Here is a 26,460-nt window from a genome sequence, read left to right as displayed (position 1 = left end):
CGGTGGACACCCTCGCCGTACGCGACCTGACCGTCCGGTTCGCGGGCCTCACCGCACTCGACAACGTCAGCTTCACCGTCCGCCCCGGCACCGTGCACGCCCTCATCGGCCCCAACGGCGCCGGAAAGTCGACCTGCTTCAACGTCCTGTCCGGCGTCTACCGGGCCACCGCGGGCAGCGTCCGCTTCGGCGACCACGAGCTCACCGGCATGCCCGCGCACCGCATCGCCGGCCTCGGCGTCGCCCGCATCTTCCAGAACCTCGCCCTACCGCCCCTCGCCTCGGTCGAGGACAGCCTGCTCCTCGGCAGGCACCGGCTGACCCGAACCGGCTTCCTGGCGGCGGGACTGAGGCTGCCGTCGGCCGCACGAGAGGAACGGATGCACCGTGAACGCGTCCGCGAGATCGCCGAGTTCGTCGGCATCGCGGACTGTCTGGACCGCCCGGCGGGCTCCCTGCCGTACGGGCAGCAGAAGCTCGCCGAACTCGCCCGCGCGCTCTGCATGGAGCCGCGCCTGCTGCTTCTCGACGAGCCCGTCGCCGGGATGACCGCCGATGAGCGGCGCCGGACGGCCGCCGTGATCGCGGGAGTGCGCGACGGGCTCGGTATCTCGATCGTGCTGGTGGAACACGACATGGGGGTGGTGATGCGGCTCGCGGACGCCGTGACCGTACTGGACTTCGGGCGCCGGATCGCCGACGGCGCCCCCGCCGACGTACAGAACGATCCGGCCGTCGTACGGGCGTACCTGGGGGAGGCGTCATGAGCACCTTCGCCGAGATCCTCCTCAACGGCGTCTCACTGGGTTCCGTGTACGCGCTCATCGCGCTCGGCTTCGTGGTGATCTTCCGGGCCACCGAAGTCGTCAACTTCGCCCACGCCTCGCTGCTGCTCGCGGGCGGTTACGTCACCGCGACCCTCCACGACGACATCGGCTTCTGGCCCGCGTTGCTCGTCGGGATCGCGGGCGCGGCCGTGGTCGGCGCGGCGGTGGAGTTCCTGGTGATGCGGCGCTACCGGGGCTCCGACCACAGCGTCCTCGCCATCGTCACCATCGGGGTCGACATCCTGCTCACCACCGAACTGACCCGCCGTATGGGCACCGACGTGCTGCCGCTCGGGGACCCGTGGGGGGACAGCGTGCTCAAGCTCGGGCCGATCTCCCTCGCCCACACGCGGATCGCCGCGTTCGTGGCGGCGGCGCTGCTCATCACCGCGTTCCTGCTGGTCTTCCGGTACACCTCGTGGGGCGTGGCGATGCGGGCGGCCGCGGAGAGCGCGGAGACGGCGGCCCTGATGGGCGTACGGCTGGGCCGGGTGTCGCTGGGAGCGTGGGCGGTGGCCGGGGGACTCGCCGCGGTGGCCGCGCTGTTCCTCACCGTCTTCCCGACACCGGGGCTGGAACGGGCCACCTCGCTGGCCGCGCTCAAGGCCTTCCCGGCCGCGATCCTCGGCGGGCTGGACTCCACGACGGGCGCGCTGGTGGGCGGGCTGCTGGTCGGCATCACGGAGTCGCTGGCGACCGGCTACCAGAGCGACCTGACGTTCCTCGGGCGTGGGCTCGGAGACCTGGCGCCGTACCTCGTGATGGTCGTGATCCTGCTCATCCGCCCGGCCGGGCTGTTCGGGACGAAGGAGCTGGCCCGTGTCTGAGGTTCTCGGCCGCGACAAGGCCCGCGAGGCACCGCCCGGCACCCGCCGCCGCCCCGCCTGGCTCACGAATCCCCGCTCCTACGTCGGGGCCGCCGGAGCGGTGCTCCTCCTCGCCCTCCCCTTCTACCTCGACCGTTTCTGGCTCCAGGCCGGCCTCTTCGCCATGGCCGCGGCCATCGGCGCGATCGGCATCAACCTCCTCACCGGCGCCACCGGTCAGCTCTCCATGGGCCACGCCTTCTTCCTCGCCGTCGGCGCCTACGCCTACTGCGTGTTCGCGGCGGACGGCGGCGACGGCCTGACCGGGCTCGGCCTGCCGACGTGGCTGGCGGCCGTGCTGGCGGTGCTCGTCGCGGGGGTGGCGGGCGGGCTGTTCAGCCCCATCTCCGGGCGGCTCAGCGGCGCCTACCTCGGCATCGCCACGCTCGCGCTCGTCTTCATCGGACAGCACGTGATGTTCAACGCCCACGATCTGACCGGCGGGGCGAACGGTCGTGACGTACCGCCGCTGAACCTCTTCGGCCTCACCTTCGACGACCGTGAACTCCTCGTGGCCGCCGTGCCGTTCGGGTCGGCGGAGAAACTCTGGTACGCCGGTCTGGCGGTCCTGCTGGCCGGCGCGCTGTTCGCCCGTGGCGTGCTGCGCGGCCGTCCGGGCCGGGCCATGAACGCCATCCGCGACCACCGCATCGCCGCCGGAGTGATCGGTGTACCCGTGGCCCGGCACCGGGCCGCCGTCTTCGTGCTGTCGTCGATGTACGCCGGGCTGGCGGGCGTGCTGCTCGCCCTGGTCTTCCAGCGGACCGTGCCCGACTACTTCGGCATCACGCTGTCCCTCGAATACCTCGCCATGATCGTCATCGGCGGGCTCGGCTCGGTCTCCGGCGCGGTCGCGGGGGCGGTCTTCGTCTCCCTGCTCCCGCAGCTGCTGACCCGCTACAGCGATGCCCTGCCCCTGGTCTCCGCCCCCGGCACGGGCGGGATCGCACCGGGCGAGGCATCCCGGTATCTCTACGGCGCCGCCGTCGTGCTGGTGGTGCTGTTCCTGCCCGGCGGCCTGGTCAGGATGGCCGCCCGGCGTCGCGTCACAACTCATTCAGGGGAGGAACGATGAACAGGACGTACGCGGCCAGGGCCGCCGCGGGCGCGCTCGCCGCACTGCTCGTACTGGCGGGATGCAGCTCCAAGGCCAAGGACGACGACGGTGACAAACAGTCGGCGGGCGGGGTGAAGACCGGCGACGGCATCTCCGGCAAGACGATCACCCTCGGTGCCCTCACCGACATGACCGGCGTCTACGCCACCCTCGGCAAGAGCGTCACCCAGGCCCAGCAGCTGTATGTGAAGCAGCTGAACGCCGACGGCGGTGTCTGCGGCTACAAGGTCCGGCTGACGGTCCGCGACCACGGCTACGACCCGCAGAAGGCCGTCTCCGGCTACACCGAGCTGGAGCCGAAGGTGCTGGGCTTCGCGCAGTTCATCGGCTCCCCGTTCGTCGCCGCGGTCAAGCAGCGCGTCGACGGCCAGGACAAGGGGCTCGTGCTGCCGCAGGCGTGGTCGTCGGCGCTGCTCGGCAGCCCGTACATCCGGGTCATCGGCTCCACCTACGACATCGAGACGATCAACGCCGTCGACTTCCTGCTCCAGGAGAAGGGCGTCAAGAAGGGCGACAAGATCGGCCATGTGTACTTCGAGGGCGACTACGGCGAGAGCGCCCTGGCCGGCTCCCAGCACATCGCGAAGGAGAAGGGGCTGACCGTCGTCGAGCAGAAGATCAAGCCCACCGACAACGACATGACCGCCCAGGTCGCCGCTCTGAAGCAGGCCGGCGTCAAGGCGATCGTCATCAGCGCGGGCCCGCGCCAGGCGGCCTCGCTCGTCGGCGTCGCGGCGGCCGGCGGCTTCGACGTGCCGATCATCGGCAACAACTCCGCCTTCGCGCCCCAGCTCCTGGCCACGCAGGCGGGACCGGCCCTGATGAAGAACTACTACGTGGCCTCGCCCTCGCTCCCGATCGGCGCGGACACCCCGGAGGCGAAGAAGCTCGTCGCCGACTATCAGGCGGCCTACCCGAAGGACGCCCTCGACAACGGCATCGTCGCCGGCTGGACCGCGGTGTCGGCCTTCGGCGAGGCGCTGAAGAAGGCCTGCGAGAGCAAGGACCTCACCAGGGAGGGCGTCGACAAGGCCCTGCTGGGCATCGACTCCTTCGACCTCGGCTTCGGCCCGACCCAGGACTTCACCGACCCCAAGTCCGCGTCCTCCCGGCAGAGCGTGATCCTGCAGCCGGACAAGGGCGTGACGGGCGGCATGAAGGTCGTACGGGAGGCGGAGGCGTCCGAGGTGGCCGAGGCGTACACGCCGGGGGCCTGAGACCGCACAGCGAAAGGGCCCGAACCGGATCGGTTCGGGCCCTTTCGCAGGTCTTCCACCAGGCGCCTACGGCAGTTGCGTCGCTCGTGCCTCGCGCCGGTTGTCACGGAAGTTGTGCACCCGGCGGGCCGTGGCGAACAGCGGGATCACCGCACCCATGACCAGCTGGAGGGCACAGCCCGTCTGCAGGAGCAGCTGTCCGCCCGGGGCGTCGAACGCCCAGGCCGCCAGCAGACCCATGGCCGACACGATCCAGCCGAGCATCGCCACCGCGAGGATGCCCCGCGGCTTCGGGTACTCCACCCGGCTCACCATCAGCCACGCCGTCCCCAGGATCGCCATCAGCGTCGCCTCGAAGGGCAGCTCGAGGAGCACGATCGAGACCACGGTCAGTGCCCCGAACGGTGACGGCATGCCCTGGAAGGTGCCGTCCTTCACCGTCACACAGGAGAACCGCGCAAGCCTGAGCACCACCGCCAAAAGCACCACGATCGCCCCCACCGCGGCCACCCGCTGGGAGGCGTCGGCGGCGACCATGCCGTAGACGAGGACGAAGTACGCCGGTGCCAGGCCGAAGCTGACCAGGTCGGAGAGGTTGTCCAGCTCCGCGCCCATCGGCGAGGAGCGCAGCTTGCGCGCCACCAGGCCGTCGAACAGGTCGAAGACCGCCGCGCAGAGCATCAGGATGACCGCCGTGGCCGCGCTGTTGCGGGCCATGCCGGACTCCTGGCTGTCCGTGAGGTGCGGGATCAGGATGCCGGTGGTGGTGAAGTACACCGCCATGAAGCCGCACGTGGCATTGCCGAGGGTGAGGGTGTCCGCTATCGAGAGGCGGAGAGAAAGAGGCATCTCCTCCTCGTCCTCGACCTCTTCGGCCTCGGGCACCCAGCCCGCTTGGGTCTCAGGATCAATCACGGTCAATGCGAGTCACCCCAGCCACGGTCTTCTGACCGACCTCCACCGCGACGTCCACGCCCTCCGGCAGGTAGATGTCGACGCGCGAGCCGAAGCGGATCAGACCGATGCGGTCGCCCTGCTCGAGCTTCGTGCCCTGCGGAACGTAGGGAACGATGCGGCGGGCCACCGCGCCGGCGATCTGGATCATCTCGATGTCACCGAGTTCGGTGTCGAAGTGCCAGACTACGCGCTCGTTGTTCTCGCTCTCCTTGTTGAACGCCGGAACGAACCCACCCGGGATGTGCTCGACCGACGTCACCGTGCCGGAGAGAGGCGCGCGGTTGACGTGGACGTTGAGGGGGCTCATGAAGATCGCGACGCGGGTGCGCCCGTCCTTCCACGGCATGATGCTCTGCACCACACCGTCGGCGGGCGAGATGACCCGGCCCTGGGTGATCTCGCGCTCGGGGTCGCGGAAGAACCACAGCATGCCCGCCGCGAGCGCGGTGGCGGGCACGGCGACGGCCTTGGCGGCGCCGGACTTGCGCGCGCGCACCAGGCTGAGGGCTGCGGTGGCGACCGTCGGAAGAAGCCACGGCGATGCTCCGCGCGCGAGGCGTACGCCGCCGACCTGGCTGTCGCGTGGTGCAGAGGTTTGGCTGTGGGGCATGGATGACCTTCGTAGCGGATGGCGCCGCGCTGTAACGGGGGACGGCGGCTTTCCCGGGATCGTACCGGTCGTGGGCCACAACTGGGCAAGCCAGGAAGCCGAGTCGGCGGCTGAAGAGTGTTGACGGGGTGTGATCTTCTTCTCCAAGAAAACACCCCGTATCCGGACAATCAGCCCTGGAATCGATACTCTTCGAGCAGCCTGCGACCGATGATCATTTTCTGGATCTCGGCGGTACCTTCACCGATCAGCAGCATCGGAGCCTCACGGTAGAGGCGCTCGATCTCGTACTCCTTGGAGAAGCCGTAGCCGCCGTGGATCCGGAAGGCATCCTCCACGACCTCCTTGCAGTACTCGGAGGCGAGGTACTTCGCCATCCCAGCCTCAAGGTCGTTTCGCTCCCCGGAGTCCTTTTTGCGTGCCGCGTTGACCATCATCGCATGCGCGGCCTCGACCTTGGTAGCCATCTCGGCGAGCTTGAACTGGATCGCCTGGTGCTGGGCGATCGGCTTGCCGAAAGTGTGACGCTGCTGGGCATACGAGACGCCCAGCTCGAAAGCACGCTGAGCGACGCCGCAGCCACGCGCCGCCACGTTGACGCGGCCTACTTCGACGCCGTCCATCATTTGGTAAAAACCTCGGCCGGTGACCCCGCCGAGCACCCGATCGGCCGGAATGCGCAGGCCATCCATGATCAGCTCGGTGGTGTCGACACCCTTGTAGCCCATCTTGTCGATCTTCCCGGGGATGGTGAGGCCGGGGCGGACCTCTCCGAAGCCGGGCTCCTTCTCGACGAGGAAGGTCGTCATCGACTTGTGGGGCTTGGCGGCCGCCTCTTCGGGAGTGAGTCCTTCGTCACTTCGGACGAGTACGGCGACCAGACTTGACGTCCCACCGTTCGTCAGCCACATTTTCTGGCCGTTCAGGACGTACTCCTCTCCGTCCTTCACCGCCTTCGACGTGATCGCCGACACGTCCGAGCCCAGGCCCGGCTCCGACATCGAGAACGCGCCGCGGATGTCGCCGGCCGCCATGCGCGGCAGGAAGTGGTCCTTCTGCTCCTGCGTGCCGTGCTGCTTGAGCATGTACGCCACGATGAAGTGGGTGTTGATGATGCCGGACACCGACATCCAGCCGCGGGCGATCTCCTCGACGCACAGCGCGTACGTCAGGAGCGACTCGCCCAGACCGCCGTACTCCTCCGGGATCATCAGGCCGAACAGGCCCAACTCCTTGAGGCCGTCGACGATCTGCTGCGGATACTCGTCGCGGTGCTCCAGCTCGGTGGCGACCGGGAGGATCTCCTTGTCCACGAAGTCGCGGACGGTGGAGAGGATTTCCTGCTGGATGTCGGTCAGACCGGCGGTCTGGGCAAGTCGCGCCATGACTACTTCTCCTGCTGCTTGAGCTCGGGGCGGCCGGGCTGCTCGCCGCCGCGCTCCTTGATGTAGGTCTCGGTCGGCACCATGACCTTGCGGCGGAACACACAGACGAGCGTGCCGTCCTGCTTGTAGCCCTTGGTCTCGACGTGGACGATGCCGCGGTCGTTCTTCGACTTGGACGGCCACTTGTCGAGCACGGTCGTCTCACCGTAGATCGTGTCGCCGTGGAAGGTCGGCGCCACGTGCTTCAGCGACTCGATCTCCAGGTTGGCGATCGCCTTGCCAGAGACGTCCGGGACGGACATGCCGAGCAGCAGCGAGTAGATGTAGTTGCCGACGACGACGTTCTTGCCGAAGTCCGTCGTCTTCTCCGCATAGTTGGTGTCCATGTGGAGCGGGTGGTGGTTCATGGTGAGGAGGCAGAACAGGTGGTCGTCGTACTCCGTGACCGTCTTCCCGGGCCAGTGCTTGTAGACCGCCCCGACCTCGAACTCCTCGTAGGTGCGCCCGAACTGCATGGCCTCAGGCCTCCGGAATCTCGAACTTGCTGGTGCGCTGCATGCCGGCGGCACGGCCCTTGCCGGAGATGACCAGGGCCATCTTGCGGCTGGCCTCGTCGATCATCTCGTCGCCGATCATCGCGGAGCCCTTCTTGCCGCCCGCCTCGGACGTGTAGTACTCGTACGCGTCCAGGATCAGCTCGGCGTGGTCGAAGTCCTCCTGGGACGGCGAGAAGATCTCGTTGGACGCCTCGACCTGGCCCGGGTGCAGCACCCACTTGCCGTCGAAGCCGAGCGCCGCGGCGCGCTGGGCGACCTCGCGGTAGCCGTCGACGTTGCGGATCTGGAGGTAGGGGCCGTCGATCGCCTGGAGGTTGTTGGCGCGGGCCGCCATCAGGATCTTCATCAGGATGTAGTGGTAGGCGTCCGCCGGGTAGCCGGGCGGCTGCTCGCCCACGACCAGCGACTTCATGTTGATGGACGCCATGAAGTCGGCCGGGCCGAAGATGATCGTCTCGACGCGCTGGGAGGCCGTCGCGATCTCGTTGACGTTGTTGAGACCCTGCGCGTTCTCGATCTGCGCCTCGATGCCGATCTTGCCGACCTCGAAGCCCATCGTCTTCTCGATCTGCGTCAGCAGCAGGTCGAGGGCGACGACCTGCTGGGCCGTCTGGACCTTCGGCAGCATGATGCAGTCGAGGTTCTGGCCGGCGCCCTCGACGACCGTGACGACATCGCGGTACGTCCACTCGGTCGTCCAGTCGTTGACGCGCACGACCCTCGTCTTGCCCGTCCAGTCGCCCTCGTTGAGGAACTTGACGATGGTGTGCCGCGCCTCGGGCTTGGCGAGCGGGGCGCACGCGTCCTCCAGGTCGAGGAAGACCTGGTCCGCCGGGAGGCCCTGCGCCTTCTCCAGGAAGCGGGGGTTGCTTCCCGGCACCGCGAGACACGAGCGGCGGGGACGCAGACGGTTGACGGTCATGCGGGGACCTCCAGGGGGTCGAGCTTGTTCGCTTTGCGGATCTCGTCGACGATGCGGCCGATGATCCCGGTGATGTCGAAATCCTTCGGGGTGAACACCGCGGCCACTCCGGCTGCCCTGAGCTGTGCGGCGTCCCCGTTCGGGATGATGCCACCGGCGATCACCGGTATATCTGTGGCACCGGCCACATGCAGCCGCTCCAGCACGTCCGGCACCAGCTGGGCGTGCGAGCCGGACAGGATGGACAGGCCGACCGCGTGCACGTCCTCGGCGAGGGCCGCGTCCACGATCTGCTCGGGCGTCAGACGGATGCCCTGGTAGACCACCTCGAACCCGGCGTCACGGGCCCGCACGGCGATCTGCTCGGCACCGTTGGAGTGCCCGTCCAGGCCCGGCTTGCCGACCAGGAAGCGGAGCTTGCCGACGCCCATGTCCTTGGCCGTCAGGTCGACCTTGCGGCGCACGTCCGCCATGGCCGAGCCCTCCTCCGCCGGCACCGCGACCGGCGCCGACGAGACCCCGGTCGGTGCCCGGAACTCGCCGAACACCTCGCGCAGCGCCCCGGACCACTCGCCGGTCGTGACGCCGGCGCGGGCGCACTCCAGGGTGGCCTCCATGAGGTTGCCGGTGCCCTTGGCGGCCTCCTTCAGCTTCTCCAGCGCCTTGCACGGGCGCGGGTGGTTGAAGGGCGGCTGGTAGCGGGTGTCGCGCCAGTGCTGGAGGCCCGCGATCACCCGGGCCTCGACCGCCGGGTCCACCGTCTGGATCGCGGTGTCCAGGTCGGCGGTCAGCGGGTTCGGCTCGGTCGTCTCGAAGATGTTGACGCCGATGATCTTCTCCTGGCCGGACTCGATCCGGGCCCGGCGCTCGGCGTGCGAGGAGACGAGCTGCGACTTGAGGTAGCCGGACTCGACGGCGGCCATCGCGCCGCCCATCTCCTGGATCCGGTCGATCTCCGCGAGGGACGCCTCGACGAGCGCCTCGACCTTCGCCTCGATGACATGAGAGCCCTCGAAGATGTCCTCGTACTCCAGCAGGTCGCTCTCATGGGCGAGGACCTGCTGGATGCGCAGCGACCACTGCTGGTCCCACGGCCGGGGAAGACCGAGGGCCTCGTTCCAGGCGGGCAGCTGCACGGCACGCGCGCGTGCGTCCTTGGAGAGGGTCACGGCCAGCATCTCCAGCACGATCCGCTGGACGTTGTTCTCCGGCTGCGCCTCGGTCAGCCCGAGGGAGTTGACCTGGACGCCGTAGCGAAAACGACGCTGCTTGGCGTTCTCGATGCCGTAGCGCTCGCGGGTGACCTTGTCCCAGATGCGGCCGAAGGCGCGCATCTTGCACATCTCCTCGATGAAGCGGACGCCCGCGTTCACGAAGAAGGAGATACGGGCGACCACGTCACCGAACTTCTCGGCCGGCACCTGACCGGAGTCCCGGACGGCGTCCAGGACCGCGATCGCCGTCGACATCGCGTACGCGATCTCCTGGACGGGGGTGGCTCCCGCCTCCTGGAGGTGGTAGCTGCAGATGTTGATCGGGTTCCACTTGGGGATGTGGTTGACCGTGTAGCAGATCATGTCCGTCGTCAGACGGAGCGAGGGCACCGGCGGGAACACATGCGTGCCCCGCGACAGGTACTCCTTGACGATGTCGTTCTGGGTCGTGCCCTGGAGCTTGGTGATGTCCGCACCCTGCTCCTCGGCGACGACCTGGTAGAGCGCCAGCAGCCACATGGCGGTGGCGTTGATCGTCATCGAGGTGTTCATCTGCTCCAGGGGGATGTCCTGGAACAGCCGACGCATGTCGCCGAGGTGCGCGATCGGCACGCCGACCCGGCCGACCTCGCCGCGGGCGAGGATGTGGTCGGAGTCGTAGCCGGTCTGCGTCGGCAGGTCGAACGCCACCGACAGGCCGGTCTGGCCCTTGGCGAGGTTGCGCCGGTACAGCTCGTTGGACGCCTCGGCCGTGGAGTGGCCGGCGTACGTGCGCATGAGCCACGGCCGGTCCTTCTCCCGCTTGCCTGCGGCGGGCTGACGCTCAGTCATCTATGACCCCGGGTGTCTCAGATGTTGCGGAAGCGGTTGATGGCGTCGAGGTGCTTGGCGCGCATCTCCTCGTCGCGCACGCCCAGACCCTCCTCGGGGGACAGGCACAGCACGCCGACCTTGCCCTGGTGGGCGTTGCGGTGCACGTCGTGGGCGGCCTGGCCGGTCTCCTCCAGGGAGTACACCTTGGAGAGGGTCGGGTGGATCTTGCCCTTCGCGATGAGCCGGTTGGCCTCCCAGGCCTCGCGGTAGTTGGCGAAGTGCGAGCCGATGATCCGCTTCAGCGACATCCACAGGTAGCGGTTGTCGTACTCGTGCATGTAGCCCGAGGTCGAGGCGCAGGTGGTGATGGTGCCGCCCTTGCGGGTGACGAAGACGCTCGCGCCGAAGGTCTCGCGGCCCGGGTGCTCGAAGACGATGTCGATGTCCTCGCCGCCGGTCAGCTCGCGGATGCGCTTGCCGAAGCGCTTCCACTCCTTCGGGTCCTGGGTCTGCTCGTCCTTCCAGAACTTGTAGCCCTCGGCGTTGCGGTCGATGATCGCCTCGGCGCCCATCGAGCGGCAGATGTCCGCCTTCTGGTCGCTGGAGACGACACAGATCGGGTTGGCGCCGCCGGCCAGGGCGAACTGGGTGGCGTAGGAGCCGAGTCCGCCGCTGGCGCCCCAGATCAGGACGTTGTCGCCCTGCTTCATGCCGGCGCCGTTGCGGGAGACCAGCTGGCGGTAGGCGGTGGAGTTCACCAGGCCCGGTGCGGCGGCCTCCTCCCAGCTCAGGTGGTCCGGCTTGGGCATCAGCTGGTTCGACTTGACCAGGGCGATCTCGGCGAGGCCGCCGAAGTTGGTCTCGAAGCCCCAGATGCGCTGCTCGGGGTCGAGCATGGTGTCGTTGTGGCCGTCGGAGGACTCCATCTCGACGGACAGACAGTGCGCGACGACCTCGTCACCGGGCTTCCAGGCGTTCACGCCGGGGCCGGTGCGCAGGACGACGCCCGCGAGGTCGGAGCCGATGATGTGGTACGGCAGGTCGTGCCGCTTGGCCAGGTCGTTGGTGCGGCCGTAGCGCTCCAGGAACCCGAAGGTCGACAGCGGCTCGAAGATCGAGGTCCACACGGAGTTGTAGTTGACGCTGGACGCCATCACGGCGACCAGGGCCTCGCCCGGGCCGAGCTCCGGCACCGGGACTTCGTCCAGGTGGATCGACTTGCGGGGGTCCTTGTCGCGCGTCTGCAGACCCGCGAACATCTCCGTCTCGTCCTTGTGCACGGTGATCGCGCGGTACGACTCGGGGAGCGGCAGAGCGGCGAAGTCGGCCGGAGTCGAGTCCGGCGACTGGATCGCGTCCAGGATGTCCTTCACGGTCACGGTGTTGCCTCCGGCGATACGCGTCCTGAGGGAGGGACGCTGAGGGTTACGTCGGTGCTGCTGAGGGTTTTTTCGAAGTGCCGTCGGTTCGGCGAGGTGGTGCTTCGGCAGCGCTTTGTGGCGCGGGAGGTTGCCTGTGACGCAGGCGTCCGGGCGGGCAAGTCGATGACTTGTTGGGACAGCCGGCGTACGAAAGGTCTCTGCACGCCGGCCGCCCGGACTCCTTCAACGTATGACACCGCGTGTCACTCCGCAAGGCACTGAGTGCCAGGAACTGCTCTCAGATGAAATCTTTACGTAACACATGAGCGATGATCGATCGAACGCGGCTTGAAATCCCCTGGAAATCGGGTGGAGGCACACGAAAACGGCCACCCCGAGGGGTGGCCGTCGTCACAGCGATGCGATAGTGCTCAGCGCTCCTTGAGCGCCTCCTCGATGGTCCGCATGACCTCGTCGAGCGGGGCGTCGGTGCGGGCGACCGTCACCAGGACCTCGCCGTGGGCCGAGACCGTCGCGGCGGCCGGCTTCGGGGTGGTGCTGCGCCCGGCCCCGATGCCGGACCCGAACGTCTTGCGGACGATTGCGAAGGCGTGGTCCAGCTGCGACTCCACGTCGCCCTGTCCGCCGGCTCTGAGCCAGCGCCGCAGCACATGGTTGTGGGCCGTGACGACCGCGGACGCGGCGACCTCCGCCAGCAGCGGGTCGTCGTTGGCGTCGTCGTCGTGCGCGTGCTCGTCGAAGTGGCCGAGGAGGTAGCGGGTGAACAGCCGCTCGTAGCGGGCCACCGACGCGATCTCCGCCTCGCGCAGGGTGGGCACCTCGCGCGTGAGCTTGTAGCGGGCGACCGAGATCTCCGGCCGGGCCGCGTACATCCGCATGACTTCCTTGATGCCGTTGCAGACCGTGTCGAGCGGGTGCTCGTGCGGGGGAGCCGCGTTGAGGACCGCCTCGGCGCGGATCAGCGTGTCGTCGTGATCGGGGAAGATCGCCTCTTCCTTGGAGCGGAAGTGGCGGAAGAAGGTGCGGCGGGCGACCCCGGCCGCCGCCGCGATCTCGTCGACGGTCGTCGCCTCGTACCCCTTGGTCGAGAACAGCTCCATCGCCGCGGCCGCCAGTTCTCGGCGCATCTTGAGCCGCTGGGCGGCAGCGCGGCTGCCTGCGGCACTTTCCGGCGCGTCGGGCGTAGCTGGTGTACGTGAGGACTTGGCGGGCTGGGGCATGACCCGAACGTACTGCATGTGCGCAGGTTGGCGCTCATGTCCCGGGCGCCCCCCGCCCGGTGCGGGCAGGGGGGTTCCGTGGGGGTCGAGCAGTCCGCCCCAGTCCTCGGCGTCCTTGAACCAGTCGCCGGACGGCTCAGCGGCGGGCATATTCGCGGAAGCCACGGCCGGTCTTGCGGCCGAGGCAGCCCGCGGCCACCAGGTGCTCCAGGAGCGGGGCCGGAGCGAGGCCCGGGTCCCGGAACTCGCGGTGCAGGACCTTCTCGATGGCGAGCGAGACATCGAGCCCGACGACGTCCAGGAGCTCGAAGGGACCCATCGGGTAGCCGCCGCCCAGCTTCATCGCGGCGTCGATGTCGTCGAGCGACGCGTAGTGCTCCTGGACCATCTTGATGGCGTTGTTGAGGTACGGGAAGAGCAGGGCGTTCACGATGAAGCCGGCTCGGTCGCCGCAGTCGACCGCGTGCTTCCTGATCTTCACGCAGACCTCGCGGACGGTGGCGTGGACGTCGTCGGCGGTGAGCACCGTGCGGACGACCTCGACCAGCTTCATCGCCGGCGCCGGGTTGAAGAAGTGCATGCCGATCACGTCCTGGGGGCGTGAGGTGGCACGGGCACAGGCGACGACCGGCAGCGACGAGGTGGTCGTGGCCAGGACCGCGCCCGGCTTGCAGACCTTGTCCAGCGCCGCGAAGAGCTGCTGCTTGACCTCCAGGTCCTCGGCGACGGCCTCGACGGCCAGATCGACGTCGGCGAAGGCGTCGTAGGAGCCCGCCGCCGTGATCCGGTCCAGGGTCTGCGCGGCGGCCTCGGCGGTCATCCGCCCCTTGTCGACGGAGCGCGAGAGGGACTTGCCGATACGGGCCTTGGCGGTCTCGGCCTTCTCCTCGCTGCGGGCGGCGAGGACGACCTCGTAGCCGGCCTTGGCGAAGACCTCGGCGATCCCGGACGCCATGGTGCCGGAGCCCGCGACACCGACGGAACGGACCGGACGGCCGGGGGTCCCGGAATCCCCGGTGGCCGGCGTCAGGGTGTCCGCGACGACCGCCGCGCTGCCCGGGGCCTCGTACGAGTAGAAGCCGCGGCCCGACTTGCGGCCCGTCAGGCCCGCCTCGCTGAGCTGCTTGAGGATCGGCGCGGGGGCGTGCAGCCGGTCCTGGGACTCGGAGTACATGGCCTCCAGGACGGTGCGCGCGGTGTCGATGCCGATCAGGTCGAGCAGGGCGAGCGGGCCCATGGGCAGTCCGCAGCCGAGCCGCATCGCGGCGTCGATGTCCTCGCGGGAGGCGTACTTCGCCTCGTACATCGCGGCGGCCTGGTTGAGGTAGCCGAACAGCAGCCCGTCGGCGACGAATCCGGGCCGGTCGCCGACCGCCACGGGCTCCTTGCCGAGGGCCAGCGCGAGGTCGGTGACCGCGCTGACGGCGGCCGGCGCGGTCAGCACCGAGGAGACGACCTCGACCAGCTTCATCGCCGGCGCCGGGTTGAAGAAGTGCAGTCCGAGCACGCGCTCGGGACGGGCCGAGTCGGCGGCGAGCCGGGTGACCGACAGGGCGTTGGTGCCGGTCGCCAGGATCGTCTCGGGGCGCACGATCCCGTCGAGTTCACGGAAGATCTGGTGCTTGATCTCGTACGACTCCGGGGCCACCTCGATGACCAGGTCGGCGTCGGCCGCGGTGCGCAGGTCGGTGGAGGTGCGGACCCGGGCGAGGATGTCGGCGCGCTCCTGCCCGGTCAGCCGGCCGCGCTCCACGGCACGGGCGGTCGAGGTCTCCAGAGCGGTGACGGCCTGGGCGGCCGCGGCCTCGCTGATGTCGATGCCGACGACCTCGCGACCGGCCTTGGCGAGGACCTCGGCGATGCCGGTGCCCATCGTGCCGAGGCCGATGACGGCAATGGTCTGCAGCGGGGACAGAGGGGTGTCGGACAGGGGAGCGGCCATCGCGGGACTCCAGGAATGAGGTGACGACTGGGAGCGCGACCCGGTACGCCCGAAGGCGCACCGGGTGGCGTGGAGAATGCGGGTGTTGCCGGGCTGCAAGCGCACACGCCCGGTGGTGCGGTGCCGTCGTCACAGGCGTGCACACGCCCGGAGAACGGTGAAACCGACCGGCCCTGTCCCGGGGCCACGTCGTACTGCGATACCTGAGGTACCGAACCGACTGCGCTCACGACGGCTGCGTCACCAGGCCGGCGCGAGGAGTTCCACGAGTGGGTAACTCGCTCGTCTGAGCTTAACCGGCGGGTAACGAGCGCGCTAGTCCCCGTGTTTGTGATGTACGTCCCGAGGCCCTCGCGACCCCCCTAGGCTGCGTGTCATGGACGAAGAGTTGCGGTCGCTCACGGAGCGCTTACGGCAGGAGTCGGGGGCGTCGGCCTCGTTCGGGCGGCTGGCGGAGACGAAGGACCTCGACGAACTGGCCGGAGTGCTGGTCGAGGCCGGGCGGCCGCTGTGGGCGAGGGAGCTGGCCGCGTTCCGGCTGGGGGTCGCGGGGGACTCCCGCGCCTTCGAGTCCCTCGTCCTGCTGCTCAACCACCGTGAACCGCAGCGCTGCGCCTCCGCCGCGTACGCCCTGGCCCGCCTCGGCGACCCGCGCACCGCCCGCGCGGCCGCGGCCCTCGCCACCAACGAACTGCGCGTGGCCTACGCCCTGCATCCGGTCAGACTCCTGACGGAACTGCGCGCGCCCGAGGCGGTACCGGCCCTCATCACCACCCTGGAACGCCGCCTGCGCCCGCACGACCCCTACCGGCGCGTGGCCCTCGCCTGCGTCGAGGGCCTCGGCACCCTGGGCGACGCCCGCGCCAGACCCGTCCTGAACGAGGCCCTGGCCCACCCGGCGCTGGCGGAGGCGGCGGTGCACGCGCTGGCGCGGCTCCCGGGGCGGCCTTAGAGACCGCGCGTGTACCGCACCTCCGGCACCGGCGCCCCGTCCACGTCGAAGGGCTCCTCGGCGCCGTCCGGCCGAAACCCCGCCCGTTCGTAGAAGGCGCGGGCGCGGGCGTTGCCCTTGAGGACCCAGAGGTACATGCGGTCGTGCCCGGCGGCGGTGCAGCGGCGTACCGACTCCTGGAGGAGGGTGTGGCCGATGCCCGCTCCGTACCGCCCGGGGTCGACGTACATCGCGTACAACTCGGCGTCCGCGGTGCGCACTTCACCCTCCCGGTAGGGGCCGTGCGCCGCCCAGCCGAACAACTCGCCGTCCTGCTCGGCGACGAGGTTCACCACGCTGCCGTCCGACTGCCGAAAACGGTCGCGACGGCGCTCGGCGTCCTCGGTCACGCTCAGGGCGTCCAGGTACGGCTGCGGCATGAGCCCCCGGTACGCGCTCTGCCAGCCCCGGATACGGATCTCGGCCACCCGGTCGCAGTCCGCGAACGTCATCTCGCGTACCCGCAGACCGCTCATGAACCCACCACCGCGAACGCCTCGACCTCCATCAGGAACTCGGGCCGTACCAGCGCGGCCACCTGGACCGCGGACGCGGCCGGCAGACGGTCCTCGGGTATGTGCTCGGCGCGGGCGGTGCGGATGGCGGGCAGGTGCGCCATGTCCGTGACGAAGTAGGTGAGTTTGACGACGTCGTCGTAGGTCGCGCCCGCGGCGGCCAGGCAGCGGCGCAGGTTCTCGAAGACCTGGCGGGCCTGGGCGGTGGGATCGCCCTCGCCGACGAGTTCGCCGTCGGCGTCCAGGGCGAGCTGGCCGGAGACCGCGACGAACGTGCCGGTGCCCAGCACGACATGGGAGTACTGGGCGGCGGGGGCGAGCCCGTCGGGGGCGGGAATCCTGGTCAGCTCACTCATGCGTCCATGGTGGACCATGGCACTGACAACACCCCCGACGGGCCGTCGGACCCCGCTCGGCGGACCGCTCAGCCGCGGAAGCCGAGCATGCCGTGCAGTGTCGAGCCCCGCGCGGAGGCCGCCGCCGAGCTCAGCGGCTCCGGGTCGGGCAGCGTGTCGCACACCGCGTCGGCCTCGCCGCCGCCGCGCGGCACCGTGCCGTCGGTCAGATACGCCGCCAGGTATTTGTCCAGGCAGGCGTTCCCGCTCAGCGTGATGCCGTGGTTGCCGCCGCCCTGCTCGACCACCAGGCTGGAGCCGCGCAGCAGACGGTGGACCGTCACGCCGCCCTCGTACGGGGTGGCCGCGTCGTCCGTCGCCTGGAACAGCAGCGCCGGCGGCAGCTGGGCGTTGGCCACGTTCACCGGCCGCAGCGAGTTCGTCGGCCAGAACGCGCACGGCGCGTTGTACCAGGCGTTGTTCCAGGTCATGAACGGCGCCTTCTGGTACACCGCCCAGTTGTCGTTGCGCCACTGGCCCCAGTCGCGCGGCCAGTCGGCGTCACGGCACTGCACCGAGGTGTAGATGCTGTAGCCGTTGTCGCCGGAGGCGTCGACGGCGGCGAAGTTCTCGTACGCCTCGACCAGCGGGTCGGAGTTCTTGTCGTTCACGAACGCCGAGAACGCCTCCGCCAGATACGGCCAGTACCCGTTGTAGTAGCCGCCCGGGATGAAGGTGTCCTCCAGCTCGGAGGCGCCCACCTTCCCGCCGGCCGGTGTCTTGGCGAGGGCCGCCCGCATCGCGTACCACTTGGCCTCGATCTTCTCCGGATCGGTGCCGAGCTTGTACGTGGAGTCGTACTTGGCGACCCACGCGAGGAACGCGCGGTGACGGTCGTTGAAGGCGTAGTCCTGCGCGAGGTTGTCGTCGTACCAGACACCGGTGGGGTCGACGATCGAGTCGAGGACCAGGCGCCGCACCCGCTCGGGGAAGAGCTTGGCGTAGACCGCGCCGAGATAGGTGCCGTAGGAGTAGCCGAAGTAATTGATCTTCTTCGCGCCCAGGGCGGCACGGATCGAGTCCATGTCCCGTACGGCCTGGACCGTGTTGATGTACGGCAGCACATCGGCGTACTTCTTGCCGCAGGCCTGCGCGAAGGACTTGGCCCGCTGGAGGTTGGCCTTCTCGATGGCCGGAGTGCTCGGCACGGAGTCAGGGCGGACCGGGTTGAAGTAGCCCGGCTTGCAGTCCAGCGCCGGCTTGCTCTTGCCCACACCGCGCGGGTCGAAGCCGATGACGTCGTACTGCGCCGCGACCGCCTTGGGCAGCGAGCCGGCGACGAATCCCGCGAGGGTCAGACCGCTGCCGCCGGGACCGCCGGGGTTCACCAGCAGCGGGCCCTGGGACTTCTTCGCGGTGTGCGGGACACGGGACAGCGCGAGGGTGATCTGCCGCCCGCGCGGGTGGTGGTGGTCGAGTGGGACCTTGAGGGACGCGCACTGGAGCGTCGGGTAGTTCGTGGTGCCGCAGCTCTTCCAGGTGAGCTTCGCGGCCTGAGTGGCGTCCGCGGTGCGCGGCGTGCTCGCGTCGGCGGGCAGGGCGGTGAACGAACCGGCCACGACGACGGAAACGCCGCACAGCACGGCTGCGCGTTTACTCATGGCGTCCTCCCAGGACGGAGGTTTCGGACCGCGGGTGTCACGGTCCACGCCGCATCGTTCCGGAAAGCGCGCCCGGAAGAACGCGTTCTGGCAAGACTTGACCCTACTGGGCCGCGGGATGCCCTCGAATGCTGTCAGATCAGAGTGAGTTGGGTGCCTTCGGTCAGATCGGGCGCGGGCGGTTCGGGCTCGGGCATCCGCCGGGGCATGACCGGGTCCGCGGGCCCGATGCCGTACTCCCGGGCCAGCTCGTGGACCTGACGGGTGATCCGGCGCTGGTACCACTTCGGCGCGTAGGAGCCGTCCGCGTACAGCCGCTCGTAGCGGCGCACCAGGTGCGGATGGTGCCGGCCCAGCCAGGCCATGAACCACTCCCGCGCCCCGGGCCGCAGATGCAGCACCAGCGGGGTCACGGACGTGGCCCCGGCGGCGGCGATCGCCCTCACGGTGGCCCGGAGCTGGTCCGGTGCGTCGCCGAGGAACGGGATCACCGGCGCCATCAGGACCCCGCACCCGATGCCGTGCTCGGCCAGGGTCCGTACGACGTCGAGGCGGCGCTCAGGGGCCGGCGTGCCCGGCTCCACGGTGCGCCACAGCTCCGCATCGACGAAACCGACCGAGACGGAGATGCCGACGTCCGTCACCGCGTGCGCCTGCTTCAGCAGATCGAGGTCGCGCAGGATCAGGGTGCCCTTGGTCAGGATCGAGAACGGGTTCGCGTGGTCGCGCAGGGCGCCGATGATGCCCGGCATCAGGCCGTAGCGGCCCTCCGCGCGCTGGTAGCAGTCGACGTTGGTGCCCATCGCGATGTGCTCGCCCTGCCAGCGGGACGAGCCGAGCTGGCGGCGCAGCAGTTCGGGAGCGTTCGTCTTGACGACGATCTGCGAGTCGAAGCCGAGGCCCGTGTCGAGGTCCAGATAGCTGTGCGTCTTGCGTGCGAAGCAGTACACGCACGCGTGCGAGCAGCCCCGGTACGGGTTGACCGTCCACTGGAAGGACATCCGGGAGACCGCCGGCACCCGGTTGATGATCGACCGGGCCCGGACCTCGTGGAAGGTGATCCCGCTGAACTCCGGTGTGTCGAAGGTACGGGTGACGACCGCGTCCGCGCCGAACAGCGCGGTGTCGTCGGCCCGGCTGTGGCCGGAGTCCGCTGTGAGGTTCTCCCAGCGCATGACGCCTCCTCGGTAGCACTGCGCACAGAATAGAACACATGTTCCCTTGATCGTGCGCGTGCGGATGTGAAGGGATTGCGGGGCCCCGATTTGGGCGGGCGGGGACCGGGGTGGTTGGCTTGCCCCAACCCCCGATAAATCAGGTGCTGGAGGAAAAATGGCGCAGGTCGAGGCCACTACGGAGCGGGTCGTCGCGGCGGACGCGGAGAAGGTGTTCGACGCCCTCGCCGACTACAGCGGCACGCGCGCGAAGGTGCTGCCCGAGCACTTCAGCGAGTACGAGGTGCGCGAGGGGGGCGACGGCGAGGGCACCCTCGTCCACTGGAAGCTCCAGGCCACCAGTAAGCGGATCCGTGACTGCCTGCTCGAGGTCAGCGAGCCCACCGACGGCGAACTCGTCGAGAAGGACCGCAACTCCTCCATGGTCACCACCTGGCGGGTCACCCCGGCCGGCGAGGGCAAGTCCCGCGTCGTCGTGAGCACCGTCTGGAACGGCGCCGGCGGCATCGGCGGCTTCTTCGAGAAGACCTTCGCCCCCAAGGGGCTCGGCCGGATCTACGACGAGGTGCTCGCCAAGCTCGCCGCCGAGGTCGAGAAGTAGAAACAAGTCCCCGGTCTTCGAGGGGTGTTGAGCCCCTCACCGGATCGAGTGGATCTCCGTGTGCCGCTCCGGTCTGCCGTAACTCGTCGCGCTTGCTCGCAGTTGTCGCTTTACGCGGGAATTGTGAGGGTGCGACGAGGGGAGCGGCACAGTGCGCGGGACCACTCTGGTGCAGGACGGACCGCGGGGCGAACCGGTCGAGCAACCCCCGCCGATCCCCGCCCCGGCACCTGCCCAGGCCGTCGAACTCGGCCCGCGCCGGGTGCGGTTGATCTTCTTCGCGCTCATGCTCGCGCTGCTCCTGGCCGCCCTGGAGCAGATGATCGTCGCCACCGCGCTGCCGAAGATCGTCGGTGAACTGCACGGCCTGGACAGGATGTCCTGGACGATCACCGCCTACCTGCTGACCTCCACGATCGGTCTGCCGATCTACGGAAAACTCGGCGACCTCCTCGGCCGCAAGGGCGTCTTCCAGTTCGCGATCGTCGTGTTCGTCGTCGGCTCCGCCCTCGCAGGGCGTGCCGAGACGATGGACCAGCTGATCGCCTTCCGCGCTGTCCAGGGCGTCGGGGCGGGCGGCCTCATGATCGGCGTACAGGCGATCATCGCGGACATCGTGCCCGCCCGGGAGCGCGGCCGCTTCATGGGCCTCATCGGTGCCGCGTTCGGCCTCGCCTCCGTCGCCGGACCCCTGCTGGGCGGCTACTTCACCGACGACCACTCCTGGCGCTGGTGCTTCTACTTCAACGTCCCCTTCGGTGTCCTCACCCTGGCCGTCGTCACCGTCGTCCTCAAGCTGCCCAAGCCGACGGCGAAGCCCCGGCTCGACGTCCTCGGCGCGCTGCTGCTCGCCGCCGCCTCCACCTGCCTGGTGCTGCTGACCAGCTGGGGCGGCACCGAGTACACATGGGACTCGCGCGTCATCCTGGGACTCGGCGCGGGCGCGGTGGCGTCGGCCCTGCTGTTCCTCGTCGCCGAGCACTTCGCGGCCGAACCCCTCATCCCGCTGCGGCTGTTCCGGGACCCGGTCTTCACCATCACCGGTCTGGTGGGCCTCGTGGTGGGCGTGGCGCTCTTCGGCGCCGCGAGCTATCTGCCCACCTTCCTGCAGATGGTGGACGGCGTGAGCGCCACCGAGTCCGGGCTGCTGATGCTGCCCATGATGGGCGGCATCGTCGGCGCCTCGGTGATCGCCGGACAGCTCATCAGCCACACCGGCCGCTACCGGATCTACCCGGTCCTGGGCAGCGCCCTGTCCGTCTTCGGCATGTGGCTGCTGTCCCGGCTCGAGGCCGACACGCCCCGGCTGCACTACAGCCTCTGGATGGCCGTCCTCGGCGCCGGCATCGGCATGGTGATGCCGGTCCTCATCCTCGCCGTCCAGAACTCGGTGCGCCCCGCCGACCTGGGCACCGCCACCAGCGCGAACAACTACTTCCGGCAGATCGGCGGAAGCGTCGGCGCCGCGATCTTCGGCACCCTCTTCGCCGACCGGCTCACCGACGCCCTGGCCGAGCGCCTGCCCGAGACGACAGGGCTTCCCGACGCCGAGTCCATCACCCCGCAGCTCGTCCACACGCTGCCGCCCGAGCTGCGGGACGCGTACATCCGCGCGTACGCCGACGCCATGCCGCGGATCTTCCTCTACCTCGTGCCGGTCCTCGTCCTCGGTCTGCTCATCGCCTTCTTCCTCAAGGAGAAACCACTGGTGTCCCACCACGCCGCCGACATCGAGCCCGCGCCCGTGAACGCCCCGGTCCCGCAGGCCCGTGCGCCCCACCTCGCCGGAATCCCCGTCTGCGGCACGGTGCAGCGCCCCGACGGGACCGTCGTGCCGCGCGCGGCGCTCACGCTGATCGACGCCGTGGGGCAGCAGATCGGGCGCGGGGCGAGCGGTGAGGACGGGCGGTACGCCCTGTCGACGCCCGGCTCGGGGGCGTACGTCCTGATCGCCGCGGCCGGAGGACACCAGCCACAGGCGGTCTCCGTGACCGTCGGCGAGCGGCCCGTCGAACTCGATGTCGTCCTCGGCGGCGCCGGACGCCTCGCCGGAAACGTGCTGACCGCCGACGGCACCCCCGTGCGCGACGCGACCGTCACCCTCACCAACGTCCACGGCGAGGTCGTCGCCACCACCCGCAGCGGCCGCGAGGGCGGCTACGTCATCACCGAACTCGTCGCCGGCGAGTACACCCTCGCGGCCGGCGCCCCCGCGCACCGCCCCGCCGCCCTGCCCGTCACCGTGCAGGCCTCCCGGGAGACCCGCCAGGACGTCGAGCTCGCGGGCGGCGCCGTGCTGCGCGGCACCGTGCGTGCCGGCGGCGGCCGGCTCGTCGAGGACGCGCGCGTGACGCTCCTCGACGCCGCCGGCAATGTCGTGGACACCCTCACCACCGGCGCCGACGGCACCTTCCGGTTCGTCGACCTGTCCTCCGGCGAGTACACCGTCATCGCCGCGGGCTACCCGCCCGTCGCCACCGTCCTCCAGGTCGCCGGCGGCGGCCGTACGGAACGGGATCTCCAACTCGGGCACGAGGACTGAAAACCCGTCAGTAACCCCGACACGCCTCCAACCGGCAGGTTCTGCCCGGCCCGGGGGCGCAGGGGCGCACGCCGGGGTGATCCGACCCCGGCCAATTCCCGCATTGCCCCACATCACAACCGTCCACGGCCGTACGGTGGATTAGGCGGCACAGATCTTGCGGAGCCGTGGGGAGAGAGGGCCTGGGCCATGGACCATGGCACCGAGAGGGACGCAGCTCCCGGCCACGGAGCCGGGGACGGCGCGGTGGAGCACGCCGCGGCCGGCCGTATCCCGCTGGCCGTCGTCGTGGTGGACCGCGACGGCCTGGTGTCCCACTGGAGCAGGGGCGCGCGACGGCTGTTCGGCGCCACCAAGGAACAGGCGCTCGGCCGCCCGGCGGCCGACCTGCTGCCCGTCGCCGGCGCCCTGCCCGACCTGGACGACCCCATGCCGTACGGCGTGTACGCGGCCTACGACGGGCTGGGACCCGATCTCGAGTCCTCCCTCGACGGCAGGCTCTCCTACCCGGCCGCGGGACGCGCCCGCCTCACGGTGTCCGAACCCGACCGCCTCGACGTCCTGTGGTGGGCCTACCCCCTGGTGGGCCCCGGACGGGAGCGGCTGCTGGTGCTCGCCGCCGACGCCGGCGCCCTGCGTGCGGAGGACCCGGACGACGAGATCGCCGGTGAGCGCATCGCGCCCGCCTTCGCGCTGCACACCGACTTCCCGGGCGCCGAGGAGCTGGCCCGGCGGCTGCCCGAGATCCTGCCCAGCATGAGCGTCGAGGAAGGCGCCCGCATCGTCGCGCAGATCCTCGAACTGGGCTACCCCGTCCTGGAGTTCAGCCAGAACGACCGGGTGCCCGTCACCCCCGACTGGGGCGTGCCCCGCCGTATCGAACGCAGGGCGCGCCGTGAGCGGGCCGCGCGGGCGGTGGCCGAGGGGCTGCCCGTCCCGCAGGAACTCACCGACGAGGGCGAGGATCTGGAGTACACCGCCGTACGCGAGCGCCTCGAGTTCCTCACCGAGGTCAGCGGCCGTATCGGCACCTCCCTCGACCTGTCCAAGACCATCATCGAGGTCAGCCGGGCCGTCGTGCCCCGCTTCACCGACGTCGCCGGCACCTATCTGCGGGAACAGGTCGTCGCGGGCGAGGGGTTCCCCGAGGGGGTGCCGGACACCACCACCATGTGGCACCGGGTCGCCCTCGAGCACACCGACGAACCCGGCCGCTGGGACGACGTCGTGCCGGTCGGCGAGGCCATGCCGTTCCCGGCCCACACCCCGTTCTTCCAGTGCATGACCACCGGTGAGCCCGTCCTCGTGCCGCGCATCAGCGAGCAGATGGGTCACGCCATCGCCTCGCAGTTCGAGAAGCGCGACATCCGGCCGCTGATCACGGGCCGTTCGATGCTGGTCGTACCGCTCAAGGCCCGCAATGTGGTCCTCGGCTTCATGATCCTGCTGCGGCACCCGGAGCGTGTCGAGTTCAACGACATGGACCGGGTCACCGGCGCCGAACTCGCCGCCCGCGCGGGCCTCGTGCTCGACAACGCGCGCATGTACACCTACCAGGAGTCCGTCGCCGAGACCCTCCAGGACAGCATGCTGCCGCACATCCCGCCGCGCATGGCGGGCTGCGACATCGCCACCCGCTATCTGCCGGGCACCCTGCTCGGCCGGGTCGGCGGCGACTGGTTCGACTCGGTGAAACTGCCCGGCGCCCGCACCGCCCTCGTCGTCGGCGACGTCATGGGCCACGGCCTCAACTCGGCCGCCATGATGGGCCAGTTGCGTACGGCCGTACAGACCATGGCCGCCCTCGACCTGCCGCCCGCCCAGCTGCTGCGCAACCTCGACGACCTCGCCCAGCGGCTCGGCGACACCTACCTCGCGACCTGTCTCTACGCCGTGTACGACCCGATCGCGAGCGAGCTGCACATCGCCAACGCCGGCCACATCCCGCCGGTGATCGTGCACGCCGAGGACGGCCGCAGTGAACTCCTCGACCTGCCCACGGGGGCGCCCATCGGCGTCGGCGGGGTGGCCTTCGAGTCGGTACGCGTGCGCGTGCAGCCCGGCGACCGGCTCGTGATGTGCACCGACGGCCTGGTCGAGGTGCGTGGCGAGGACATCGGCGTGGGCCTCGCGACCCTGTGCGAGTCCGCCGCCCACCCGGCCGCCTCCATGGACGACGCCTGCGACACCATCATCCGCGCCCTCGCCGCGACATTTTCGGAAGACGGCCGCGGCGGCCGCAAGGACGACGTCGCCCTCCTGATGAGCCGCCTCAACGGCATCGAGCCGGACGACGTCGCCGAGTGGCGGCTCACCCCGGACCCGGCCGAGGTCGGCCGGGCGCGCTCCGTGGTGCGGGAACAGCTCCACGACTGGGGACTGGCCAGGCTCGCCGACGCGGCCGAGCTGCTGGTCAGCGAGCTCGTCACCAACGCCGTACGGCACTCCCGCAGCCGTCCCCTCCAGCTGCGCCTCGTCCGCGGTGACACGCTGCTGTGCGAGGTGGACGACGACGACCACGACCTGCCGACCCTGCTGAGCGTCGGCCCCGAGGACGAGTTCGGGCGCGGTCTGCGCATCGTCTCCACCCTGGCCCGGGAGTGGGGCACGAGCCGGACGAAGGCCGGCAAGACCGTCTGGTTCGAACTGACGTTGCCGCGACGATGAGGCGCCCCAGGGGCGCACGGGGCGTAAGGGCGTACGCATGTCGCACACGGCGTGAAGGATTGCGCCGCGCGCTTGTAGCCGTGACCGGGGCGCGATAGACCGTACTGGCCCGTCACTTGCGGCGGGCCATTGCCGCGTCCTGGGGAGTTGGGCATGAGCGTGACCAGTCGGTACCGGGGGTCCTGGGAGAGCTTCTGGAGCGAGGCTCCCGACGGACAGGGGGCGGTGTTCTGGGACGCGGAGCCCGCGGTGACGGCCGGCCTCCACCTCGCCCTGTTCGAACCGCATGTGACCGCCCCCGCCCTGCCACTGGTCGACCTGGGCTGTGGCAACGGCACCCAGACACGTTTCCTCGCCGACCGCTTCCGGCACGTCCTCGGCGTCGACCTGTCCGAGGCCGCCGTCGACCGCGCCCGGGACGCCGATCCGGCCGGCCAGGCCACCTACCGGGTGCTGGACGCCGTGGAGAAGGGCGGGGCGGAGTCGCTGCACGCGGAGCTGGGCGACGCCAACGTCTATATGCGGGGCGTGCTCCACCAGTGCGAGCCCGACGACCGGCAACCGCTGGTCGACGGGCTCGCCGCGCTGCTCGGCGAGCACGGCCGGGGCTTCCTCGTCGAGCTGTCCGAGGCCGCCAAGCCGATCCTGATGGCCCTGGCCCAGCAGCCCTCCGGCCCGCCGCCCAAGCTGGCGCCGATCTTCCGGCACGGCATCGCGCCCGGCGAGGTCTCCGACGACGCGGTGCCCCAGTACCTGGGCGCGGCCGGGCTCACCGTCCTGGCGAGCGGCGAACTGCCACTGGTGACCACGGAGTACACCCCCGACGGGGCCCGGATCGAGCTGCCGTCGAAGTGGCTGGTGGTGGGGCGTACGGCCTGAGGGATCCCCGAACTGGTCCGAGCCGGTGACGGTTGTCCACAGGCCTGACGGGACACGGCATGAAC

At 70.0% G+C, this 26,460-nt stretch carries 22 protein-coding genes; 9 read left to right on the top strand and 13 right to left on the bottom strand.

Going from position 1 to position 26,460, the window contains the following annotated elements; genetic code table 11:
* Window positions 1-2 precede the first annotated feature (2 nt).
* The 4 genes from ACIOHP_RS27165 to ACIOHP_RS27150 are packed head-to-tail and all read left to right on the top strand — an operon-like array spanning window position 3 to window position 4,027.
* Window positions 3-767 carry an ABC transporter ATP-binding protein gene (locus ACIOHP_RS27165; RefSeq protein WP_361481737.1) on the top strand — a complete coding sequence of 255 codons (765 nt, stop codon included), beginning with the start codon at window positions 3-5 and terminating at the stop codon, window positions 765-767.
* Entirely contained in the window at window positions 764-1,654 is an 891-nt protein-coding gene (locus ACIOHP_RS27160) for a branched-chain amino acid ABC transporter permease (RefSeq protein WP_401891621.1), read from the top strand. Before ACIOHP_RS27165 ends, ACIOHP_RS27160 begins: the two co-directional genes overlap by 4 nt.
* Window positions 1,647-2,768 carry a branched-chain amino acid ABC transporter permease gene (locus tag ACIOHP_RS27155; protein WP_401891620.1) on the top strand — a complete coding sequence of 374 codons (1,122 nt, stop codon included), beginning with the start codon at window positions 1,647-1,649 and terminating at the stop codon, window positions 2,766-2,768. The genes ACIOHP_RS27160 and ACIOHP_RS27155 overlap by 8 nt, the downstream gene beginning before the upstream one ends.
* Entirely contained in the window at window positions 2,765-4,027 is a 1,263-nt protein-coding gene (locus ACIOHP_RS27150) for an ABC transporter substrate-binding protein (RefSeq protein WP_361541254.1), read from the top strand. Before ACIOHP_RS27155 ends, ACIOHP_RS27150 begins: the two co-directional genes overlap by 4 nt.
* A 66-nt stretch (window positions 4,028-4,093) precedes the next feature.
* On the opposite strand, the gene pssA is transcribed toward ACIOHP_RS27150, so the two are convergent.
* The 9 genes from pssA to ACIOHP_RS27105 all read right to left on the bottom strand — a co-directional run bounded on the left by pssA (window position 4,094) and on the right by ACIOHP_RS27105 (window position 15,029).
* Window positions 4,094-4,912 carry a CDP-diacylglycerol--serine O-phosphatidyltransferase gene (gene pssA / locus ACIOHP_RS27145; protein ID WP_046257944.1) on the bottom strand — a complete coding sequence of 273 codons (819 nt, stop codon included), beginning with the start codon at window positions 4,910-4,912 and terminating at the stop codon, window positions 4,094-4,096.
* Between the two features lie 22 nt (window positions 4,913-4,934).
* On the bottom strand, window positions 4,935-5,594 hold the full coding sequence (locus ACIOHP_RS27140; protein WP_361483260.1) for a phosphatidylserine decarboxylase: 660 nt from the start codon (window positions 5,592-5,594) through the stop codon (window positions 4,935-4,937).
* Between the two features lie 170 nt (window positions 5,595-5,764).
* Window positions 5,765-6,979 carry an acyl-CoA dehydrogenase family protein gene (locus ACIOHP_RS27135; protein WP_361541251.1) on the bottom strand — a complete coding sequence of 405 codons (1,215 nt, stop codon included), beginning with the start codon at window positions 6,977-6,979 and terminating at the stop codon, window positions 5,765-5,767.
* A gap of 2 nt (window positions 6,980-6,981) precedes the next feature.
* On the bottom strand, window positions 6,982-7,494 hold the full coding sequence (locus tag ACIOHP_RS27130; RefSeq protein ID WP_361481721.1) for a MaoC family dehydratase: 513 nt from the start codon (window positions 7,492-7,494) through the stop codon (window positions 6,982-6,984).
* 4 nt (window positions 7,495-7,498) lie between these two features.
* Complete coding sequence (locus ACIOHP_RS27125; protein ID WP_266820829.1) at window positions 7,499-8,458, bottom strand: CoA ester lyase; 960 nt, start codon at window positions 8,456-8,458, stop codon at window positions 7,499-7,501.
* Window positions 8,455-10,503, bottom strand: a complete 2,049-nt coding sequence (locus ACIOHP_RS27120) for a protein meaA (RefSeq protein WP_401891618.1) — start codon at window positions 10,501-10,503, stop codon at window positions 8,455-8,457. The genes ACIOHP_RS27125 and ACIOHP_RS27120 overlap by 4 nt, the downstream gene beginning before the upstream one ends.
* A 17-nt stretch (window positions 10,504-10,520) precedes the next feature.
* Window positions 10,521-11,864 carry a crotonyl-CoA carboxylase/reductase gene (gene ccrA / locus ACIOHP_RS27115; protein ID WP_401891617.1) on the bottom strand — a complete coding sequence of 448 codons (1,344 nt, stop codon included), beginning with the start codon at window positions 11,862-11,864 and terminating at the stop codon, window positions 10,521-10,523.
* A gap of 413 nt (window positions 11,865-12,277) precedes the next feature.
* Window positions 12,278-13,087, bottom strand: a complete 810-nt coding sequence (locus ACIOHP_RS27110; RefSeq protein WP_307024006.1) for a TetR family transcriptional regulator — start codon at window positions 13,085-13,087, stop codon at window positions 12,278-12,280.
* A gap of 136 nt (window positions 13,088-13,223) precedes the next feature.
* Window positions 13,224-15,029, bottom strand: coding sequence for a 3-hydroxyacyl-CoA dehydrogenase family protein (locus tag ACIOHP_RS27105; protein WP_401891615.1), 1,806 nt, complete (start codon window positions 15,027-15,029; stop codon window positions 13,224-13,226).
* 376 nt (window positions 15,030-15,405) lie between these two features.
* Between ACIOHP_RS27105 and ACIOHP_RS27100 the strand changes: the two genes are divergently transcribed.
* Entirely contained in the window at window positions 15,406-15,981 is a 576-nt protein-coding gene (locus ACIOHP_RS27100; RefSeq protein WP_401891614.1) for an adenylosuccinate lyase, read from the top strand.
* Here the strand turns inward: ACIOHP_RS27100 and ACIOHP_RS27095 are convergent.
* The 4 genes from ACIOHP_RS27095 to ACIOHP_RS27080 all read right to left on the bottom strand — a co-directional run bounded on the left by ACIOHP_RS27095 (window position 15,978) and on the right by ACIOHP_RS27080 (window position 19,706).
* The gene (locus ACIOHP_RS27095; protein WP_401891613.1) at window positions 15,978-16,496 is read right to left on the bottom strand and encodes a GNAT family N-acetyltransferase; all 519 of its coding nucleotides are present in this window, start codon (window positions 16,494-16,496) and stop codon (window positions 15,978-15,980) included. The genes ACIOHP_RS27100 and ACIOHP_RS27095 overlap by 4 nt on opposite strands.
* Window positions 16,493-16,891 (bottom strand): RidA family protein, encoded by a 399-nt coding sequence (locus tag ACIOHP_RS27090; protein WP_401891611.1) that lies wholly within the window; start codon window positions 16,889-16,891, stop codon window positions 16,493-16,495. Before ACIOHP_RS27090 ends, ACIOHP_RS27095 begins: the two co-directional genes overlap by 4 nt.
* Window positions 16,892-16,959: 68 nt before the next feature.
* On the bottom strand, window positions 16,960-18,531 hold the full coding sequence (locus tag ACIOHP_RS27085) for an alpha/beta hydrolase (RefSeq protein WP_401891610.1): 1,572 nt from the start codon (window positions 18,529-18,531) through the stop codon (window positions 16,960-16,962).
* A 134-nt stretch (window positions 18,532-18,665) separates the two neighbouring features.
* Window positions 18,666-19,706 (bottom strand): Rv2578c family radical SAM protein, encoded by a 1,041-nt coding sequence (locus ACIOHP_RS27080; RefSeq protein ID WP_401891609.1) that lies wholly within the window; start codon window positions 19,704-19,706, stop codon window positions 18,666-18,668.
* 157 nt (window positions 19,707-19,863) lie between these two features.
* Between ACIOHP_RS27080 and ACIOHP_RS27075 the strand changes: the two genes are divergently transcribed.
* From ACIOHP_RS27075 to ACIOHP_RS27060, 4 genes are all read left to right on the top strand, one after another.
* Window positions 19,864-20,307 carry an SRPBCC family protein gene (locus ACIOHP_RS27075; protein ID WP_361481699.1) on the top strand — a complete coding sequence of 148 codons (444 nt, stop codon included), beginning with the start codon at window positions 19,864-19,866 and terminating at the stop codon, window positions 20,305-20,307.
* A gap of 151 nt (window positions 20,308-20,458) precedes the next feature.
* The gene (locus ACIOHP_RS27070; protein WP_401891608.1) at window positions 20,459-22,849 is read left to right on the top strand and encodes an MFS transporter; all 2,391 of its coding nucleotides are present in this window, start codon (window positions 20,459-20,461) and stop codon (window positions 22,847-22,849) included.
* Window positions 22,850-23,038: 189 nt separating this feature from the next.
* Complete coding sequence (locus ACIOHP_RS27065) at window positions 23,039-25,516, top strand: SpoIIE family protein phosphatase (RefSeq protein ID WP_401891607.1); 2,478 nt, start codon at window positions 23,039-23,041, stop codon at window positions 25,514-25,516.
* 153 nt (window positions 25,517-25,669) lie between these two features.
* Complete coding sequence (locus ACIOHP_RS27060) at window positions 25,670-26,395, top strand: class I SAM-dependent methyltransferase (protein WP_361541228.1); 726 nt, start codon at window positions 25,670-25,672, stop codon at window positions 26,393-26,395.
* The last annotated feature ends 65 nt before the right edge of the window (window positions 26,396-26,460 follow it).

This window comes from Streptomyces sp. NPDC087859 (genome assembly GCF_044742595.1).
GTDB lineage: Bacteria > Actinomycetota > Actinomycetes > Streptomycetales > Streptomycetaceae > Streptomyces > Streptomyces canus_F.
Note: the sequence above shows the minus strand (reverse complement) of the source record. Positions and strands in the feature narration are given on the sequence as shown.

Coding starts and splice junctions, on each gene's coding strand:
- ACIOHP_RS27080 (WP_401891609.1), bottom strand. CDS start 19,706: ATGCGCTGGGAGAACCTCACAGCGGACTCCGGCCACAGCCGGGCCGAC.
- ACIOHP_RS27095 (WP_401891613.1), bottom strand. CDS start 16,496: ATGAGCGGTCTGCGGGTACGCGAGATGACGTTCGCGGACTGCGACCGG.
- ACIOHP_RS27085 (WP_401891610.1), bottom strand. CDS start 18,531: ATGAGTAAACGCGCAGCCGTGCTGTGCGGCGTTTCCGTCGTCGTGGCC.
- ACIOHP_RS27120 (WP_401891618.1), bottom strand. CDS start 10,503: ATGACTGAGCGTCAGCCCGCCGCAGGCAAGCGGGAGAAGGACCGGCCG.
- ACIOHP_RS27125 (WP_266820829.1), bottom strand. CDS start 8,458: ATGACCGTCAACCGTCTGCGTCCCCGCCGCTCGTGTCTCGCGGTGCCG.
- ACIOHP_RS27060 (WP_361541228.1), top strand. CDS start 25,670: ATGAGCGTGACCAGTCGGTACCGGGGGTCCTGGGAGAGCTTCTGGAGC.
- ACIOHP_RS27065 (WP_401891607.1), top strand. CDS start 23,039: ATGGACCATGGCACCGAGAGGGACGCAGCTCCCGGCCACGGAGCCGGG.
- ACIOHP_RS27110 (WP_307024006.1), bottom strand. CDS start 13,087: ATGCCCCAGCCCGCCAAGTCCTCACGTACACCAGCTACGCCCGACGCG.
- ACIOHP_RS27140 (WP_361483260.1), bottom strand. CDS start 5,594: ATGCCCCACAGCCAAACCTCTGCACCACGCGACAGCCAGGTCGGCGGC.
- ACIOHP_RS27130 (WP_361481721.1), bottom strand. CDS start 7,494: ATGCAGTTCGGGCGCACCTACGAGGAGTTCGAGGTCGGGGCGGTCTAC.
- ACIOHP_RS27105 (WP_401891615.1), bottom strand. CDS start 15,029: ATGGCCGCTCCCCTGTCCGACACCCCTCTGTCCCCGCTGCAGACCATT.
- ACIOHP_RS27160 (WP_401891621.1), top strand. CDS start 764: ATGAGCACCTTCGCCGAGATCCTCCTCAACGGCGTCTCACTGGGTTCC.
- ACIOHP_RS27135 (WP_361541251.1), bottom strand. CDS start 6,979: ATGGCGCGACTTGCCCAGACCGCCGGTCTGACCGACATCCAGCAGGAA.
- ACIOHP_RS27075 (WP_361481699.1), top strand. CDS start 19,864: ATGGCGCAGGTCGAGGCCACTACGGAGCGGGTCGTCGCGGCGGACGCG.
- ACIOHP_RS27100 (WP_401891614.1), top strand. CDS start 15,406: ATGGACGAAGAGTTGCGGTCGCTCACGGAGCGCTTACGGCAGGAGTCG.
- ACIOHP_RS27090 (WP_401891611.1), bottom strand. CDS start 16,891: ATGAGTGAGCTGACCAGGATTCCCGCCCCCGACGGGCTCGCCCCCGCC.
- ACIOHP_RS27150 (WP_361541254.1), top strand. CDS start 2,765: ATGAACAGGACGTACGCGGCCAGGGCCGCCGCGGGCGCGCTCGCCGCA.